Genomic DNA, 17,096 nt, shown 5'->3' on the forward strand with positions numbered 1-17,096 from the left:
GCCCGGTGACCGACCTGTCGAGCATCATCAAGGCCTACGACGTCCGTGGCGTGGTCCCCGACCAGCTCTCGCCCTCCGTGGCCCGGGCGATCGGCGTGGCGTTCGCCACCGCCGTCGTGCGGGCCGACGGCGCCACGCGCGTCGTCGTCGGGCACGACATGCGCGACTCCGGGCCCGCCCTGGTGGAGGCCTTCACCGAGGGCGTGACGGCGACCGGCGTCGACGTGGTGCGGATCGGCCTGTGCTCCACCGACGGCCTGTACTTCGCCTCGGGCCGGCTCGACGCCCCCGGTGCGATGTTCACCGCGTCGCACAACCCCGCGCGCTACAACGGCCTCAAGCTCTGCCGCTCCGGCGCCCGGCCCGTGGGGCAGGACACCGGGCTGGCGCAGGTCCGGGAGCTGGCCGAGCAGATCCTCGACGGCGACGGCGTCGCGGCAGCCGACGCTCCGGGCCGGGTGAGCGACGTGGACCTGCTGGGCGAGTACGCGGCGTTCCTGCGGGACCTGGTGGACGTCTCGGACGTGCGGCCGCTGAAGGTCGTGGTCGACGCGGGCAACGGCATGGCCGGTCTCACCGTCCCCGCCGTGCTCGGCACCGGCGCGGGCCTGCCCGCGCTGCCGCTCGACGTCGTCCCGCTCTACTTCGAGCTCGACGGGACCTTCCCGAACCACGAGGCGAACCCTCTCGAGCCCGCGAACCTCGTCGACCTGCAGGCCGCGGTCGTCGCCCACGAGGCGGACCTCGGTCTCGCCTTCGACGGCGACGCCGACCGCTGCTTCGTGGTGGACGAGCGCGGAGGGGCGGTCTCGCCGTCCGCGATCACGGCGCTGGTCGGCATGCGCGAGGCCGCCCGCGAGCAGGCCGCCGGACGCACCCCGACGATCATCCACAACCTCATCACGTCGCGTGCCGTCCCCGACCTGCTCGGGTCGGGCGCCACGCGCCTGGTGCGCACGCGGGTGGGACACTCGTTCATCAAGCAGTCCATGGCCGAGCACGACGCGGTGTTCGGCGGGGAGCACTCGGCGCACTACTACTTCCGGGACTTCTGGTTCGCCGACACCGGGATGCTCGCGGCGCTGCACGTGCTCGCCGCCCTGGGCGAGCAGGCCCACCCGCTGTCGGCGCTGGCCGAGATGTACACGCCGTACAGCGCCTCCGGGGAGATCAACACGGCGCTCGGCCCGGGCGCCGACGTCACCGCCGTCGTCGACCGTGTGCGGGACGCCTACGTCCGGGCCTACCCGGACGCGGTCGTGGACTCGCTCGACGGCATGACGATCGCCCACTGGGACGGGATGCACCCGCAGTGGTGGTTCAACCTGCGGGCGTCCAACACCGAGCCGCTGCTGCGCCTCAACGTCGAGGCGGCCGACGAGGACATCATGATCAAGGTGCGCGACGACGTCCTGTCGCTCGTGCGGGAGGAGAAGGCATGACCACCGACCACACCCCCTGGATCGACCCCTGGGTCCGCTCCGTGCTGCGGTGCCCCGTGACCGGCGCCGAGCTCGTCGACGCGCACGGTCCGGACGGTGAGCCCGAGCTCCGCTCGACCGACCCCGAGCGGCCGCTCGCCTACCCGGTGCGGGACGGCATCCCGGTGCTCCTGGAGTCGGAGGCGCGGGCGGTCTGATATCGCTCGAATGAACTGGCGGTGAATAGATGTCCGCCGCGGAGTGAACATCTGTCCAGCGGCTCTTTTTCGCCAGAATGCGTCTTTGCTCTCGCTACGATTCCTCGGGTCAGCAGGTGTCTGAGGGAAGTTGAGATCGATGAGCCGGACGGTGTCGGTGGCCAAGCAGAGATTGCGCGGCGCCGCGATGGAGCGGTTGCGAGGAGGGCCACGGACCCGGCGTCAGAACGTCGAGCTCTCGGTCCTCGTCGCCGAGCTGGGTGAGCTCGCCTCGGTCCTGTCGGCGAGCGCCGCGTGGCGGGACGTCCAGCTCGTCCGCGCCGTCGTCGACCTCCAGGCCGCGCTGGCGGCCGACCGGACCGACGAGGACGTGGCCGTGGACCTCGCCCTCGGCAGGCGGTCCTGGCACGCACGCCCCTCGCAGGCGTGGGAGGCCCTGCTGCTGGTCGCCCGTCGCGCACGAGCCGGCGAGCCCGACCTGGCGGCCCGTGCGGCCGCGCTCCTGCTGGCAGCCCGCCCCGACGACCCCGACGCCACGGCGGTCTCCCAGGAGTCGCTGCGGGCGCTGCAGGCCCGTGGGGACCAGTCGTGGCGCAAGCGCGCCGCGCGGCGGTCTGCCGACGACGCCGTCGCCGCGACGCTCGCGGCGCTCACCGTGCCGGGCGCGCCCGGTACGGGATGGTTCGGTGTCGAGGAGTCGCTGCGTGAGGGGACCGACCTCGCGGAGGCCGCCGCCCACGAGCTGCGGCAGGCCTACCTGGGCGACCCGTCGGCCGCCCGCCCCTACCTGCCGGCGCTGCGGGCCACGGTCGCCCGGGGCCTGGCGAACGACCTCCCGCTCGCCCGCACGCGGGAGATCTTGGCCGCCACGGCCGAGGAGTTCTCCGCCAAGGCGCGACCGGAGCTGGTCGATATCGACACGGTGAACATCTCCGGGCTGCGCGACGAGCTCGCCGGCAGGTCGGTCTGTCTCGTCGCGAACTCTGCCGTCCTGCTCGAGCACGAGCTCGGTGCGCAGATCGACACCTATGACGTCGTGGTGCGATTCAACTCCTTCGCGATCGACCCGGTCCGCACCGGTGAGAAGACGGACGTGCACGCGACGATCCACCTGCACGACTTCAACTGGGACGTCCCCGTCGACGTCCGGCTCGTGTTCGGAGGGGCCCCGGCAGCGTGGGCCGAGAACGTGCGCGGCTTCGTGCACCCGGGCGCGCAGCGGCTGCTCGGTGACGAGTCGCTGCGATGGCCCCGGCGCTCCCTGCTCGGACCGGCGCTGCGCGAGCGCTGCACGGTCCCCACGACCGGGTTCAACATGCTGCTGCTGCTCGACTACCTCGACGTCAGCACCCGGATCGACCTCTTCGGCTTCGACTTCCACTCCGGGGCCCCCTACCGCCGTGACGACGCCATGCACCTCCCGATCGCGGAGGCCCACTCCTACGAGGTGGAGCGTGAGTGGGTCGCCGAGCGAACCGTCGCGACCGCCCCGGGAAGGATCTCCCTGCGATGACCACGAACACCGGACGACGCGCCTACGTCTCGTTCGTCGACGACAACTACTTCGTGGGGTTCGTCGCGCTGCTCAAGAGCCTGCACCTGACGGAGCCGGGCACCACCGCCGACCTGGTGGTGCTGCACGACGGGCTCGACCCGACGAACGTGGCTCGCCTGCGGGTGCTGCGGCCCGACGTACGGTTCGTCCGTATCGACCCCGCGCCGTACGAGAGGTACCGCAAGGGCGACGACGCGAACTATCTGTACACCAAGGCGTACTACATCCTCGACGCGTTCCGGCTGCGCGACTACGACCGGGTCGTGACGCTGGACACCGACATGATCGTGACCGGCCCGATCGAGGAGCTCTTCGACCATCCTGCGGCGTTCGCCGCCGTGCCACAGCTCTTCGACTCCGACGACGGCCGCAAGCTCAACAGCGGACTGCTGGTCTTCGGCCGCGAGCACATGAGCGACGAGTTCGTCGCACGGCTCGACGAGATCGGCGAGTCCGGGCGGTACGAGCTCGAGCGGCACGACCAGGGGGTGCTCACCGCCGCGCTGGACGGCGACTACACGCCTCTGGACAGGATCTTCAACTGGGTCAAGCGCGCGACGAGACCGGGCGGCGCACCGCCGGCCGACGCCCGCATCATCCACTACACGGGCCGGTTCAAGCCCTGGACCGGGGGCGAGCAGGGCTACGCGCAGCTGGAGAGCGTCTGGCACCGGTACGCCGTCTCGGACGCGGCGTTCTTCTGCCGGTTCGTCGAGGCCGCCCGTGCGCACGCCGCTGCCGGCGGGACCGTGCACGAGGAGCTCGTCGCCTACTGCGCGGACCAGGTGACCGACCTGCCCGCGGAGCTCGTGGCCGGGCTCCAGCAGGAGGACCTGCCGGTCAAGGCGCTCATGCAGACGGCGGGCGAGCTGTCGGCCCAGGGCGACTTCGCCGCGGCCGTCGCGGTGCGCCGTCTGGTCGCCGCGCAGCTCGGCAGGGTCGACCAGGGGCTGCGCCACGCCGCGGACCTGCGAGCCGTCGGGCGGTACGACGACGCCATGGCCGTCGCCGGCCTCGCGGCCCTCGACGGGGACGCGGCCGACGGCCGGTACTTCCAGGGCGAGACGGCCTGGGTGCGGGGCGACGTCGAGGCCGCCGCCGCGTACGTCGACGACGCCCTCGCACGCCAGCCCGTGCACGCCAAGGCGCGTTCCTTGCGGCGCCGCCTCGCGTGGCCCAGCCCTGACGCCCGGGTCGAGTCGACCCTGACCGAGGGTGGGCTCCGCCTCTCCCACGCTGCCTTCTACGTGGACGAGCTCGGGAACTTCGGGGACGAGCTCCTGCCGGTCGCCGTCCGCGAGAGCGTCGCCGCGCTGCGACCGGTCGAGTCCTGGACGGGCGTGCACGTGCACCAGGTCTTCGACGGGGAGGTCGTCGACCGGGTCAACGCCACCGACGCGCTGCTCGTCGGAGGGGGTGGGCTCTTCCTGCCGGACACGATGCCCAACGCCCACAGCGGGTGGCAGTGGAACGTGCCCGACGAGAGCCTCCGCCGGTTGAGGGTGCCGCTGGCGCTGACGGCGGTCGGCTACAACCTCTTCGACGGCCAGCAGATCCACGGCAGCAGGTTCGCCGAGTCCTTGCGGCAGACGGTCGACACCGCGGCGCTGGTCGGGCTGCGCAACCACGGGTCGATCGACAGGGTGCGGTCGATCCTCCCGGCGGACCTCGCCGAGAAGGTCGTCTACATGCCGTGCCCGACGACGTTCCTGGGCCTGCTCGACCACGGCCCGGCTGCCCGGGTCCGACGTCGCACGGAGGCCCAGGCGGCCCCGGTGGTCTATCTCAACATCGCCTACGACCGGTCGTCGTTGCGGTTCAAGGACGACTACCCGGCCTTCCTGGCGGCGATCGACACGTTCGTGCGCGCCGTGCGGGACACGGCAGACGTCCGGGTGGCTGCTCACACCGTGGGGGACGAGAAGGTGGCGCACGACCTCTACGCCCACCACGGCACCCGGATCCCGGTGGACGCCTTCTTCCGGATGGGTGTCGGGCGCGCGGTCCAGGCCTACGCGGACGCAGCCGTCGTCGTCGGTATGCGCGGCCACGCGGGCATGATCCCCTTCGGCGTCGGGACGCCGATCGTCTCCCTGGTGTCGCACCCCAAGCTCCGCTACTTCCTGGAGGATGTCCAGCACCCCGAGTGGGGTCTGGACATCCGCGAGCCGGACCTCGCCGAGCGCCTGGTGGAGCTGGTGAGTGACGTCGTCGGTGACCAGGAGCGGTACCGCGCACAGGTCGCGGCGGCCCGGGAGACGCTGCGCGACGGCTACGACGAGGCGCTCGGCAAGCTGCTCGCCCTGCTCTGAGCGGGGGCGGCCGGCGCGTTCAGGCGAGCAGCTCCGCGAGTCCTCGGGCCACCGTGGCGCCGTTGGTGCGCGCGCTGTGGCGCACCTGCTGGCGTGGTGCCCGGCGGCCCGCGACGTCGCCGACGGCGAGGGTCAGCGCCTCGGCCTGGGCCCGGCCACCGGTGAAGAACGGCTGCTCGTCGGCCCGCCACCCGCTGTCGACGACGTCGAGCAGCGACCGGGTCTTGTGGGAGTTGGACGCCATGAGCAGGAACGGCGTGCCACCGAGCGAGGCCAGGATGCTGGGGTGGTACCGGCCCGAGATCATCGCGGCGGCGTGCCAGAGCAGCAGGGACGCCGCCGCGAGCGGCACCCGAGGGTCGACCTGGTGCACGTCCAGGCCGGTCAGCGACTCGGCGAGCTTGCGGTCCGGGGTGTCCGAGCCGGCGAACACCAGGTGGGTCCCGTCAGCACGCAGGCGTTCACCGAGCGGGGCGACGGTCGCGCGGAAGTCGTCCGTGTCGACGCCGGCGAGGGACGTCCCGGACAGGACGACGTACGGGTCGCCGTCCGCGAGCATCCGGTGAACCGCCAGGGGCAGGCCTTCTGCGACGGGGGAGAACCCGACGCGGTCCGCGAGCCGGTCGGCGTGGGGTGCCCAGGCGAAGAGCGCATCCGGCAACCACGAGGCCGAGATCTCGGGGTAGAGCTCGCCGTGCAGCGCCAGGCTGGCGGGGTCGCGGTAGCAGACCGCGTCGCACCGGGCGAGCGTGCGCCCCACCTCCTCGCGGGCGAGCGCGTGGGCGTCCGACCGGCCCCCGGCGTAGGACAGGATGCTGTTCACCAGGAACACGGGCTTGCCGAGCAGCTTCGCCGCCCGCATCATCGCCATCGTCCGCACGAGGGTCAGGCGCTCGGTGAGGATGAAGTCTCCCTCGCCGTTCACGACCAGCTCGTCGGCCGCGGTGAGGGCGTCATGGATCTCCGCGAGCTTCGTCGTCGCCGGTCGGGGGGCAGCGATCTCGACCGCCAGGTCGTCGACCAGCTCGAACACGCTGCGGCCGTCCGTGCGGACGTCGATGTCGCAGAGCTGGCCCAGGATGTGCGGCGCGCCGATCGTGGAGACGATGCTGCGCCCGGCGTGCTGCTCGAGGATCTCCGCGAGCGCCAGGCTCGTCGACCGCCCTCCCCAGTTCAGCCGGGTCTGTGCCTCGTGCATCCGCAGCACGCACGTGCGACGCCTCACCTGGTTGCCTCCTCGTCGGACCGTCTCGTGACTGTCCGGCCACGTTAGTCCGGCGAGGAGCTCCGTCCGTCGCGGCAGCGATGAACGTCAGGTGAACGTCAGGAGCCTCGGATCCCGGTGATCCACGCCGCCGGCATGCTGCCGTGCGTCGTCGCCCGGCCCACCCAGGCGCGCATCTGGTCGGCCTTGCCGGTGATGGTCGCCGTGCGGCCGTTCGGCTGGGTGGCGGTGAGGGTGCGCACCTGGCCGCTGGACCAGGTACGGGTCACCGTGATGGAGGCGACGTTGTTGAGCCCGAAGAGGTTCCTGGCCTGCTGCTGCGTCATGGTCCTGGTCCAGGACGCCATGGAGTTGCCGGGTGCCCGCAGGCTGTACGGGTCGTCGACGCTGCGCTCGTACGACAGCACCGAGGACCACACGTCCTCGGAGTTGGCGGTGCGTCCGCCGCTCGAGGAGAAGTAGTGGGCGGCGACCGAGCGGCCGCCCACCTGGAGCACCCGGGCCGAGCTCGCGCTGCGGGTGGTGGCGTCGACCGCCTTCTTCCACACCGCGCCGTACCGGCCGCCGCTGCCCTCGTTCTCCTTCTTCCAGCCGCTGAAGTACTGGTCGCGCACGTCGTCGACGAGGTGGCAGCGGCAGGCGGGCTTGCCGGTGTGCTTGGAGATCGCGTAGGAGCGGGCGGTCATGGCCTGAGCCCGCAGGGCGTTCGCGCCGCCGTTGAGGCCCCACGAGGACGGCATCTCCGCGATGCCGTACAGGTACTCGGTGTTGAGCAGCACGTCGTTGGTGATGTTCGGCGTCGACTTCCGGTTGACCACGGTCAGCCGCCCGTGCCGGTAGGAGCCGTGCGCGCCGTCGATCGTGGCCACGGCCTTCTTGCCGTTCGGACGCCAGTACGTGGTCCCGGACCACTGGATCCGCATCATGTCGCCCTTGTAGACCTTGCCGTTCACCTTGACGCGTACCGCGCCCTTGGTGCCGATGCGCACCTTCATCCGCACGTCGCCCGAGCCCCTGGCGACCTCTCCCGTGCCGGGCTTCATCACGCGCCAGTCCCCGCCCCGGATCGTCACCCAGGTGTTGCGCCCCGAGTCGCCGTAGCCCGAGAAGCTGTACGGGTCGGGACCGTGGACCTGCACACGGACGCGCTTCGGCGTCGACGTGTACGGCGCCTTCGACCCCGTGTAGTAGTGCTTGAGGATGCCCACGCCGCTCTTGCCCTGCCGGGCGAGCTCGTAGGCGCCGTACTGGCTCATGCCGACCCCGTGCCCGTAGCCCGACCCGGAGATCGTGAACCGGTCGGGATAGCTCGCGGCCGATGCGGGCGCGCCGACCGCCACCCCTCCGGCTGCTGCGACGAAGAGCGCGGTGACGACGGCGACGGTGCGTCGGTACCAAAGATGTTGCTTCATGTGGACTACCCCCTCAGCCACTGTGCCTCAGGCATCCGTCGTGGGCATCTCGAAGCGTTCGGTCGCCACGGATGCCGTCCCGCGCGGTCGACTATCGTGGCCTGCGATCTCCCGCCATGCCGACCAGGAGCACCATGACGACGAACCGTCCGAGCCCTCACGACCTGCTGCTGCCGGAGCGCTCCCGGCTGCTGCACATCGGCCTGATGAAGACGGGCACCACGAGCCTGCAGCACGCGGCGTCGGTGCTGCGTGACGAGCTGCTGGAACGCGGTGTGCGCTACCCGGGCACCGGGCTCAACCACCGCACCGCGCTGACGGCGGTCATGGGACGCGGGTGGGGGTGGGACTCCGCGCCGAACCCGGCCGCCTGGGAGACCCTGCGAGCCGAGATCGACGCCGAGACCTCGCGGCGCGTCTGGGTCGGTCACGAGCTCGTCTCGGAGGCCGAGGAGACAGACGTCGAGGCCTACCGCGACGGACTCGGCGACCGCACCCACGTCGTGGTGACGCTGCGCAACTACGCGGCGATGCTGCCTTCCGCCTGGCAGCAGATCATGAAGGGCGGCCGGCACCGGACGTTCGAGAGCTGGTTGCGCGGCCACCTGTCCGCGAAGCCGAACCTGGAGCGCACCCGACTGGAGCAGGAGCGGCTCGACCAGGGGGCCGTGGTCCGGCGCTGGGCGCAGGTGTTCGGTCCCGAGAACGTCACCGTCGTCGTGGTGGACAAGTCCACCCCGAACCTGTTGTTCGAGGCGTTCGAGGACATGCTGGGGCTCGACCGCGGCTTCCTGTCGACGGCGGAGCAGGACGGCTTCGCCTCGAACCGGGGGATGAGCGCCGAGGAGGCCGAGCTGTTGCGGGCGATCAACGTCGAGCTGCGCGACGAGATCTCCTGGCCCGACTACCGCCGGTGGGTGCGGACGGGGGCTGCCGGCACGATGCTCGCGCAGCGCTCCCCGGGCGAGCACGACACCAGGCTGGTGCTGCCCACCTGGGCCGCGGAGAAGGCCGCCCGGCGCGCCGCCCGGTTCGTCGAGGAGATCGACACGTCGGGCGTGCGCGTCGTCGGCGACCTCGCGCTGCTGAACCAGCCCGTCCCGCACACCGACGAGCCGCTCACCGAGCCCACCAGCGTGCCGGTCGACGCGGCGGCCCAGGCCGTCCTCGGGGCCGTCCGGCAGGCGCAGGCCGAGCGGGAGCGGGCCGAGTACTACCGCGAACGGCTGCGCATCTGGGCGGAGTCGGGCCGCACCTACGGTCCCCGGGTGGGCAAGGCCTCGGGCCGGGAGCTGGCCGTCGCGCTCGCGCAGCGCGTGCGCCGTCGCCTGGCGGGCGCGGGCCGTCCCAGCCGGGTGGACGACGCCGAGAACCTGGGCGCCGTGGAGCAGTACGAGGCCGACGCGCTCCGACGCGAGGAGGAGAGCCAGTAGGCTCGCCGTCGTGCATCTCGCCCACCGCCTGATCTTCTCCGACCGGCCCGAGCGGCGGTTGCTCTGCCTCGAGGAAGGTCCGGGGGTGCTCGACGACGGTGCGCTGCGGGTTCCCCCCGGCACGACGCAGGGGATGGGCGCCTACCTCAACGGCTTCCCGGGCGCGTACTGGGCCTGCTGGGCCGGCGCGACCCGGGTCCGGTTGCAGCTCCATGCCTCCGGGGACGGGACCGTGCGGCTGCTGCGCTCGGACGCCGCGGGGCGGGTGAGCGAGGTCGCGTCCGGCCCGGTCGGCGAGCCGCTGGAGTCGGACCTGAGCGCCGTCGGCGGCTGGCTGTGGTGCGAGGTGACGGCCGGCGCCGCCCCCTCGGCGTCCGCGGACCCGCCCGGTGTCGTGGTCACCGGCGGCGAGTGGTCGGTGGACGCCTCCGTGCGCCGGGACGGCGAGGTCGTGGTGTCCGTCACCACCATGGACAAGCCCGAGTACTGCGTCGCCACGCTGGCGACCCTCGCGGGCGCACCGGAGCTGGCCGAGGCCGGTGTCCGGATCCAGGTCGTCGACCAGGGCACCCGCAAGGTGGCCGGCCACCCCGGGTTCGCGGAGGTCGCCGCGGCGCTCGGGCAGCGGCTCCGGATGGTCGACCAGCCCAACCTCGGGGGGTCGGGCGGTTTCTCGCGAGGCATGCTGGAGACCCTCGACGGCGGCGCCGACGCGGTGCTGATCTGCGACGACGACGTCGAGGTCGAGCCCGAGGCGCTGCTGCGGGCCGTCCGGTTCCACCGTGCCGCCACCGCGCCCGTGGTCGTGGGCGGCCACATGCTCGACCTCGCCCGGCCCACGGTGCTCAACTCGTTCAGCGAGGTGATCCACCGGCGCGCGTTCAACTGGGGGCCGCCCGTCATGGACCGCCAGTGGCACGACCTCGCCGGTGGCCTGCGCGCCACGCCGTGGCTGCACGAGCGCGCCGACTCCGACTTCAACGGCTGGTGGATGTGCCTCATCCCCACCGCCGTGCTGCGCGAGGTCGGCCTCAGCCTGCCGCTCTTCCTCAAGTGGGACGACGCCGAGTTCTGCCTGCGCGCCGGCGAGGCCGGCTTTCCGACGGTCTCCCTGCCCGGCGCCTGCCTGTGGCACATGGCCTGGACCGAGAAGGACGACTCCGTCGAGTGGCAGGCCTACCTGCACGTGCGCAACCGGGTGATCACCGCGCTGCTGCACGCCGACGGTGCCGGGCTGCTGCCCCTGGCGCTCCTCGCGACCGACCTCAAGCTGTTGCTGGCCCTGCGCTACTACCCCGTCGACCTGCACGTGCGCGCGCTGCGCGAGGTGCTCGCCGGGCCGGGTCGCCTGCACCCCGAGCTCGCGTCCGTCGTCGGGCAGGTGCGGGCCGTCGGGGTCGGGCACCCCGAGACGGTGCGGCACCGCGCGGGCGACCCCGCCTTCGACGCGGTCGCGCCGGCAGGGGCGACGGAACAGGACGGGACGACACCCGGTGGTGGCCCCACGGCACGGCCCTCGGGGCCGCTCGGGCTGGCCGGGTTCGTCCTGCGCGGCCTGGCCCGCACCCTGCGGCCGCTCCCTGCCGACGCGCGCCGGGCGCCGACCGCGGTCCTGCCACGGACGGAGGCGACCTGGTGGCGGGTCCCCGCCCACGACTCCGTGCTGGTGCTGGACTCCGACGGCGGCTCGGGCGTGTGGCTGCGCCGGGACAGCCGGACGTTCTGGCGCCTGGCGGGTGCCGCCGTCGTCGGCCACGTGCGGCTGGCGCTGCGCTGGCGGTCCCTCGCCCGCACCTGGCGTGAGGCCGCACCGGGCCTGGTCTCCCCGGAGGCCTGGCGGGCGGACTTCGCACCTGCTCACGCCGACTAGGATGTTCCGGATGCCCGCCCCCGTCGTTGTCGCCGTCGTCGTGTCGTACAACCGAGCCGAGCTGCTCGGTGCCGCGCTCGACGCCCTCGGTGACCAGAACCGCCCCGTGGACCGTGTCGTCGTCGTGGACAACGCCTCGACCGACGACGCGCTCGCCGTCGCGCGCGGCCACGCCACGGCCCCGCACGTCGTCGCCCTGGCGCGCAACACCGGGGGAGCGGGCGGGTTCGCCGTCGGTATCGCGACCGCCGTCGCGGAGCTCGGCGCCGACCTCGTGTGGGTCATGGACGACGACACCATCCCGACCCCCACGGCGCTGTCGGCTCTCCTGGAGGCCCGCGAGGCCTACGACGGCGAGGTCGCCGCGCTGTGCAGCCGGGTCGTGTGGACCGACGGCTCCGACCACCCCATGAACACGCCGCGACGGCGGCCCGGTGCGTCCGCCGCCGACGTGGAGCGGGCGCGAGCCGTCGGCGCGATCCCCGTGCGGTCGATGTCGTTCGTGTCGATGATGATCGACGCCGCCGCCGTGCGGCGTGCGGGCCTGCCCGTCACCGACTACTTCATCTGGAACGACGACTTCGAGTACGCGACCCGCCTGCTGCGCCATCGCGTCGGGCTGGCCGTGCCCGGCAGCGTCGTCGAGCACCGCACCAAGAAGCTCGGCGCCACCGACGCCGACCCGGGTCCGCGCTTCTACTACGAGGTGCGCAACAAGATCTGGATGTTCTCCCGGTCCGGTGCCCTGTCGTTCCGCGAGCGGGTGCTGTACGGCGGGTCCACGGTGCGACGCTGGTTGCGCACCGTGGTGCGGTCGAGCGACCGGCGGACCCTCCTCGGCGCCGGGTGGCGGGGTTTCTGGCACGGCATCACCCGTGGGCCGCGCCCGGACACGGAGGTGCTGTCCGGCGTCGGGCCGGCGGCGCTGACGGTCGCACGTCTCGAGGCGGGCGCCTCCCTGCCCGCGCCGGTGCACGTCAACCGCAGCGCGGCCTCGGCCGGCACCTTCGGTGCGGGCGAACCTCTGGACGACCAGCGCTTCTCCGTGCTGCTACCCGTGTACCGCGGCGACGACGCCGGGCACCTGGAGCGTGGCTTCCGTTCCGCGACCGTGGACCAGACGCTGCGACCCGACGAGATCGTCGTCGTGCGCGACGGGCCCGTCGGCGACGACATCGCGGCGGTGCTCTCCCGGCTCGAGGAGATCACCGACGTGCCCGTCACGGTCGTGGCGCTCCCGCACAACCTGGGCCTCGCCCGGGCGCTGGAGGAAGGGCTGGCCGTGTGCCGCCACGAGATCGTGGCCCGCGCCGACGCCGACGACATCTCGCTGCCCGAGCGGTTCGCGGAGCAGGTGCCGCTGGTGGCCAAGGGGTACGACATCGTCGGCTCGGCCATCTGGGAGTTCGAGGACGACGAGGACGACCACGGGATGGTGCGGGTGCCGCCCACCGGCGAGGGCATCGCCGAGGCCGCGCGGTTCCGGGACCCGTTCAACCACCCGTCGGTGGTCTACCGGAAGTCCGCCGTCGCCGCCGTCGGGGGCTACCAGCACCTCGACCTCATGGAGGACTACCTGCTGTTCGCCCGGATGCTCGCCGCCGGGGCGCACGCGCAGAACATCACCGACCCGCTCGTGCTGTACCGCGTGGGCGCCGGCGCCTACGCGCGGCGGGGCGGACGACGACTGCTCGCCTCCGAGCTGGCGCTGCAGCGCACCCTGCACGAGGAGGGCTTCGTGTCCACGCCGCAGATGGTGCGCAACGTGGTCGTGCGTGCCGGGTACCGGCTCGTGCCGCAGCGGCTGCGCCAGGCCGGGTACCGCCGCTACACCCGCCAGCGGGGCGGTTACGTCCCCGACGACCTCTAGTCCTTCCAGGAGCTGTGCATGAACGTCGACCTCGTCGTCGTCGGGACCGGGTTCTTCGGTCTCACCGTGGCCGAGCGCATGGCCGCCGCCGGGCGCCGCGTGCTGATGATCGACCGCCGTGACCACCTCGGGGGCAACGCGTACTCCGAGGACGAGCCCACCACCGGCATCGAGGTGCACCGCTACGGGGCGCACCTGTTCCACACCTCGAACGAGAGGGTCTGGGAGTACGCCAACCGGTTCACCGACTTCACGGCCTACCAGCACCGGGTGTACACCACGCACCGCGGCGAGGTGTTCCCCATGCCGATCAACCTGGGGACCATCAACCAGTTCTTCCGCTCGGCGCACGGGCCCGAGGCGGCGCGCGCGCTGGTCCGCGAGCAGGCCGCCGAGCTGGGGGGCAAGGAGCCGGAGAACCTCGACGAGCAGGGCGTGCGCCTCATCGGGCGGCCGCTGTACGAGGCATTCATCCGCAACTACACGGCGAAGCAGTGGCAGACCGACCCGCGTGAGCTGCCGGCGTCGGTCATCTCGCGGCTGCCGGTGCGGTACACCTACGACAACCGGTACTTCAGCGACCGGTTCGAGGGGTTGCCCGTGGACGGGTACACGGCGTGGCTGGAGCGCATGGCCGACCACCCGAACATCGAGGTGCGCCTGGGTGTCGACTTCTTCGACACCTCGCAGCCCGTCCACCAGGCCGCCGTGGTGGGCCAGGTGCCGGTGGTCTACACCGGACCCGTGGACCGGTACTTCGACTACGCCGAGGGCGAGCTGTCCTGGCGGACGCTGGACTTCGAGACCGAGGTGCTCGACGTCGGCGACTTCCAGGGCACGACCGTGATGAACTACGCCGACGCCGAGGTGCCGTACACCCGCATCCACGAGTTCCGGCACTTCCACCCGGAGCGGGACTACCCGAGCGACAAGACCGTGATCATGCGCGAGTTCTCGCGGTTCGCGGCGCGCGAGGACGAGCCGTACTACCCGGTGAACACTGCCATCGACCGGGCGCGTCTGCTGCGTTACCGCGAGCTCATGGGCGGGGAGGCGCAGGTGCACTTCGGCGGCCGGCTGGGGACGTACCAGTACCTCGACATGCACATGGCGATCGGCTCGGCGCTCTCCATGGTGGACAACCACCTCACCTGACCCCGCCGGTGCCGAACAGGAACCTGGGCCCGCTTTGGCACGCCAAAGCGGGCCCAGGTTCCTGTTCGGCACCGATCGGACGCCGTCCCCAGGGGTGCGGTGCCCACAGCTGGGCCCGACGGCGCAGCGCGCGCCGGCGCAGGGTCGCTGTCATGGCCTCCATGCGGACCTTCGCCCAGCTCCCGGATGCCCTGACCTGGACCGCCGAGGCCCAGGAAGGGCTGCTCAGCGCCCACCAGTGCGACCTGCACGGCGTCGGTTCGTCCCGACGCTCTCGCCTGGTGCAGGCGGGACGGTGGCGTGCCGTGACCCGCGGGGTCGTCGACACGATCCCCACGGACCCGTTCCGTCGGACGGCCGAGGACGTCCCCGTGCGACCGGCGCTGCCGCTGGTGGTGCGCGACAGTGCTGCCGCCCGGGCGCGGTCGCGGGCAGCCCGCGCGGCCGCGCACCGGCCTCGGTCGGACACGGACCGGCTCTTCGACCACCTCCGCCGACGCGCCGCCTGGATCGGCCTGCTCGCGCACGGCCCCGGCGCGATCGCCGTCGGGACCAGCGCCCTGGCGCTGCACGGCGTCGAAGGGCTCGCCTGGCCGGCGATCCCTGAGGTGGCGCTGGACCGCGCGGGACGTCGTCCGCACCGTCCCGGCGTCCGGCTGCGACAGTTCGACGACGGGATGACCGTGGTCGGGTTCGGCGATCCCCGGACGGCGGAGGCACGTGTCGCCACGATGGGCTGGGCCCTGGCGCAGGCGGTGCCCGAGCAACCGCCTGCGCGAGGACTGGCACTGCTGGACTCGGCTCTGCAGCTCGGGCTCGTCGACGCGCGAGGCCTCGAGGTGGCGCACGACCAGGCGCGGGGTCGTCGCGGTGTGGCGTCGAGGCACGTCCTGTGGGAGGTGGCCGACGCGCGGGCGCAGTCGCCGCTGGAGTCCTTCGGGCGCTGGCAGTGCATCGAGGCGGGGGTGCCGCCCGACGTCTTGCAGCTGCCGGTCAGTGGCCGGGACGGGTCCCTGCTGGGCCTCGGCGACATGGCGTGGCGGCAGACGTCGGGCCGGACCCTCGTCGTCGAGATGGACGGTCGTGACTGGCACGAGTCGAGTACTGATGGCGGGCGGCGGGACCGCGACCGGGACAACGCCTTCGCGGCGGTCCCGGGCGTCGACGTGCTCAGGTTCGACGTGCGTCACGTGCGCGACGGGGTGGTCGGCCGCCGCGTCCGCACCTTCCTCCGCCGGTGAAAGCTCGGTGTCGAACAGGAACCTGGGCCCGCTTTGGCGGAGCAAAGCGGGCCCAGGTTCCTGTTCGACACCGAGGGGTCAGGGGACCCAGGCGCACACGAGGTGGGCGGCGCCGTCCGCGGTCACCGGCCCGGCGGCATCGGGCACCAGGCAGGACTCGCCACGGCGCAGCTCGGTCTCGCCCGACTCCGTGAGCAGCCGCACCGCACCGTCCAGCACGAGCACCACGCGCGGGCCGTCGGGGGCGAGCGCCACCGGTTCGGCGGGGTGGACGTCGGCGGTCATGAGCGCGAACTCGCTCACCGGCGCCCGGTAGCTCGTCACCAGGCTCTCGGTGCCCGCCACGACGGTGTCGGGGCGGACCGGCGGACGGGGGGAGAACGCCGAGCACTCGACCAGCGCGTCCGCGTCGACGTGCTTGGTCGTCAGGCCGGCCCGGAGCACGTTGTCCGAGGCGGCCATGACCTCGACGCCGAGCCCGGACAGGTAGGCGTGCACCTCGCCCGCCGGGACGAACATCGCCTCGCCCGGCTCGAGGGAGACCCTGTTGAGCAGCAAGGAGGTCACGGCACCCGGGTCGCCGGGATGCTCGTCGGCGAGCTGCAGCACGGTCGCGTCGGCGCGGTCCGACGGCGAACCGGCCGCCGCGCGCGCCCGGACCGACGCGACGGTCGTCGCGACGTCCTGCGCACACCCGGCGGTGCCGCGTGCCGCGACGAGCAGCTCCATGGCGGCGCGCAGCCCGGCGGAGGACCGGGTGCCGTCCAGCGCACCGCGGATCCGGCCGACGAGCTCACCGTCGAGACCGTCGAGCAGCTCCAGGACGGCGCGCGGGCTGCGGAACCCCGCCAGTCCCTCGAACGGGGTGAGGGCGACGAGCATCTCGGGCTTGTGCTCGGTGTCGTGGAACGACCGGTGCGGTGCGCCCGGCGCCGTCCCTGCGCGGTTCTCCCGGTGGTAGCCGGCCCGGGCCTGGTGGGGGCGGGGGTGCACCTGCAGCGACAGCGCCCGCCGTGCCGCCAGGACCTTGAGGAGGTACGGCAGCCGCGGCCCGAACCGGTCCGCCACGCGGCGCCCCAGCACCTCGACCGGCGCGGTGGCGATCAGGTCGGCGAGCGTCGAGCCGGCGCTCAGGCGCGACGGTGCCGAGGGGTGGGCACCGAGCCACAGCTCGGCGGCGGGCCGCCCGTCGCGCGGCAGGCCGAGCAGGTCCTGGATGTGGTCGTGCGACCCCCAGTCGTAAGGCTGGACGGTGTTCTCGAGCCGGTGCGCGGAGGCGAGAAAGACCGGTGCTGTTGGTGAGGTGTTCATCAGCAATTCATCGACTTTCGTGAGGCGGTTGTGATTCACTCGGCGCTCGATCTACGCGCCTCGAAAGACCGGA

12 protein-coding genes are annotated in these 17,096 nt (G+C 72.7%); 9 read left to right on the top strand and 3 right to left on the bottom strand.

Annotation, left to right across the window (positions count from 1 at the left end):
* Positions 1 to 5: 5 nt before the first annotated feature.
* The 4 genes from HDG69_RS10650 to HDG69_RS10665 all read left to right on the top strand — a co-directional run bounded on the left by HDG69_RS10650 (position 6) and on the right by HDG69_RS10665 (position 5,506).
* The gene (locus HDG69_RS10650; RefSeq protein WP_171783744.1) at positions 6 to 1,442 is read left to right on the top strand and encodes a phosphomannomutase/phosphoglucomutase; all 1,437 of its coding nucleotides are present in this window, start codon (positions 6 to 8) and stop codon (positions 1,440 to 1,442) included.
* A complete protein-coding gene (locus HDG69_RS10655) occupies positions 1,439 to 1,639 on the top strand; it encodes a Trm112 family protein (RefSeq protein ID WP_171783745.1) in 201 nt (66 codons plus the stop codon). Before HDG69_RS10650 ends, HDG69_RS10655 begins: the two co-directional genes overlap by 4 nt.
* A 139-nt stretch (positions 1,640 to 1,778) precedes the next feature.
* Positions 1,779 to 3,152, top strand: coding sequence for a glycosyltransferase family 29 protein (locus HDG69_RS10660; protein WP_171783746.1), 1,374 nt, complete (start codon positions 1,779 to 1,781; stop codon positions 3,150 to 3,152).
* Positions 3,149 to 5,506, top strand: a complete 2,358-nt coding sequence (locus HDG69_RS10665; RefSeq protein WP_171783747.1) for a glycosyltransferase — start codon at positions 3,149 to 3,151, stop codon at positions 5,504 to 5,506. The genes HDG69_RS10660 and HDG69_RS10665 overlap by 4 nt, the downstream gene beginning before the upstream one ends.
* Positions 5,507 to 5,525: 19 nt before the next feature.
* On the opposite strand, the gene HDG69_RS10670 is transcribed toward HDG69_RS10665, so the two are convergent.
* Both HDG69_RS10670 and HDG69_RS10675 read right to left on the bottom strand, forming a co-directional pair.
* Positions 5,526 to 6,731, bottom strand: coding sequence for a polysaccharide pyruvyl transferase family protein (locus HDG69_RS10670; protein ID WP_171783748.1), 1,206 nt, complete (start codon positions 6,729 to 6,731; stop codon positions 5,526 to 5,528).
* A gap of 98 nt (positions 6,732 to 6,829) precedes the next feature.
* Positions 6,830 to 8,143, bottom strand: a complete 1,314-nt coding sequence (locus HDG69_RS10675) for a SpoIID/LytB domain-containing protein (protein WP_171783749.1) — start codon at positions 8,141 to 8,143, stop codon at positions 6,830 to 6,832.
* A gap of 134 nt (positions 8,144 to 8,277) precedes the next feature.
* Between HDG69_RS10675 and HDG69_RS10680 the strand changes: the two genes are divergently transcribed.
* The 5 genes from HDG69_RS10680 to HDG69_RS10700 all read left to right on the top strand — a co-directional run bounded on the left by HDG69_RS10680 (position 8,278) and on the right by HDG69_RS10700 (position 15,712).
* Positions 8,278 to 9,576, top strand: a complete 1,299-nt coding sequence (locus HDG69_RS10680; RefSeq protein WP_171783750.1) for a hypothetical protein — start codon at positions 8,278 to 8,280, stop codon at positions 9,574 to 9,576.
* 10 nt (positions 9,577 to 9,586) lie between these two features.
* Positions 9,587 to 11,446, top strand: a complete 1,860-nt coding sequence (locus HDG69_RS10685; protein ID WP_171783751.1) for a glycosyltransferase — start codon at positions 9,587 to 9,589, stop codon at positions 11,444 to 11,446.
* Between the two features lie 10 nt (positions 11,447 to 11,456).
* On the top strand, positions 11,457 to 13,316 hold the full coding sequence (locus tag HDG69_RS10690) for a glycosyltransferase (protein WP_171783752.1): 1,860 nt from the start codon (positions 11,457 to 11,459) through the stop codon (positions 13,314 to 13,316).
* An 18-nt stretch (positions 13,317 to 13,334) separates the two neighbouring features.
* Positions 13,335 to 14,471 carry a UDP-galactopyranose mutase gene (glf, locus tag HDG69_RS10695; protein ID WP_171783753.1) on the top strand — a complete coding sequence of 379 codons (1,137 nt, stop codon included), beginning with the start codon at positions 13,335 to 13,337 and terminating at the stop codon, positions 14,469 to 14,471.
* Between the two features lie 152 nt (positions 14,472 to 14,623).
* Positions 14,624 to 15,712 (top strand): hypothetical protein, encoded by a 1,089-nt coding sequence (locus HDG69_RS10700; RefSeq protein WP_171783754.1) that lies wholly within the window; start codon positions 14,624 to 14,626, stop codon positions 15,710 to 15,712.
* 78 nt (positions 15,713 to 15,790) lie between these two features.
* On the opposite strand, the gene manA is transcribed toward HDG69_RS10700, so the two are convergent.
* Complete coding sequence (manA, locus tag HDG69_RS10705) at positions 15,791 to 17,023, bottom strand: mannose-6-phosphate isomerase, class I (RefSeq protein ID WP_171783755.1); 1,233 nt, start codon at positions 17,021 to 17,023, stop codon at positions 15,791 to 15,793.
* Between the last annotated feature and the right edge of the window lie 73 nt (positions 17,024 to 17,096).

It is taken from the genome of Isoptericola halotolerans, assembly GCF_013149785.1.
Lineage (GTDB): Bacteria > Actinomycetota > Actinomycetes > Actinomycetales > Cellulomonadaceae > Isoptericola > Isoptericola halotolerans.

Coding starts and splice junctions, on each gene's coding strand:
- HDG69_RS10655 (WP_171783745.1), top strand. CDS start 1,439: ATGACCACCGACCACACCCCCTGGATCGACCCCTGGGTCCGCTCCGTG.
- HDG69_RS10660 (WP_171783746.1), top strand. CDS start 1,779: ATGAGCCGGACGGTGTCGGTGGCCAAGCAGAGATTGCGCGGCGCCGCG.
- HDG69_RS10665 (WP_171783747.1), top strand. CDS start 3,149: ATGACCACGAACACCGGACGACGCGCCTACGTCTCGTTCGTCGACGAC.
- HDG69_RS10675 (WP_171783749.1), bottom strand. CDS start 8,143: ATGAAGCAACATCTTTGGTACCGACGCACCGTCGCCGTCGTCACCGCG.
- HDG69_RS10680 (WP_171783750.1), top strand. CDS start 8,278: ATGACGACGAACCGTCCGAGCCCTCACGACCTGCTGCTGCCGGAGCGC.
- HDG69_RS10690 (WP_171783752.1), top strand. CDS start 11,457: ATGCCCGCCCCCGTCGTTGTCGCCGTCGTCGTGTCGTACAACCGAGCC.
- glf (WP_171783753.1), top strand. CDS start 13,335: ATGAACGTCGACCTCGTCGTCGTCGGGACCGGGTTCTTCGGTCTCACC.
- HDG69_RS10700 (WP_171783754.1), top strand. CDS start 14,624: ATGGCCTCCATGCGGACCTTCGCCCAGCTCCCGGATGCCCTGACCTGG.
- manA (WP_171783755.1), bottom strand. CDS start 17,023: ATGAACACCTCACCAACAGCACCGGTCTTTCTCGCCTCCGCGCACCGG.